General features: G+C 41.0%; 1 protein-coding gene. It reads left to right on the forward strand.

What is annotated here, in order from left to right:
• Nucleotides 1-206: 206 nt before the first annotated feature.
• The coding region (locus A0765_RS09715) for a class II fructose-bisphosphate aldolase (protein ID WP_062006371.1) at nucleotides 207-803 on the forward strand (597 nt) is incomplete at its 3' end.

Genomic DNA, 803 nt, shown 5'->3' on the forward strand with positions numbered 1-803 from the left:
GGGTTCAAGTCCCTCTCTCCGCATAGGATTAGCTGACTTCGGTCAGTTTTTTTTGTTTTCTCAAAGAAGCTGAAGCTGTCTGAATTCAAAAATTACTTGGGAATTACTTAAAATTTCAGGAAAAACTAGCAATTTTAATGAAAAAGTGATAAAATAAACAATGTAAGTGGTTCATTCCACAAAAAATAAGAGGAGGCCTATTACAAATGGCAATCGTTTCAGCAGAAAAATTTGTCCAAGCAGCTCGTGACAATGGTTATGCAGTTGGTGGATTTAACACAAATAACCTTGAGTGGACTCAAGCTATCTTGCGCGCAGCAGAAGCTAAAAAAGCACCAGTTTTGATCCAAACTTCAATGGGTGCTGCTAAATATATGGGTGGGTACAAAGTTGCTCGCAACTTGATCGCTAACCTTGTTGAATCAATGGGTATCACTGTACCAGTAGCGATCCACCTTGACCACGGTCACTACGAAGATGCACTTGAGTGTATCCAAGTTGGCTATACTTCAGTTATGTTTGATGGTTCACACCTTCCAGTTGAAGAAAACCTTGAAAAAGCTCGTAAAGTTGTAGAATTTGCTCATGCAAACGGCGTGTCAGTAGAAGCTGAAGTTGGTACTATCGGTGGTGAAGAAGATGGAATCATCGGTGATGGTGAATTGGCTCCAATCGAAGACGCTAAAGCAATGGTTGAAACTGGTATTGACTTCTTGGCAGCTGGTATCGGTAACATCCACGGTCCTTACCCAGAAAACTGGAAAGGTCTTCACCTTGATCACTTGCAAAAATTGACAGAAGCA

Origin of the sequence: Streptococcus cristatus (assembly GCF_001588905.1) — a bacterium.
GTDB classification, from domain to species: domain Bacteria; phylum Bacillota; class Bacilli; order Lactobacillales; family Streptococcaceae; genus Streptococcus; species Streptococcus cristatus_N.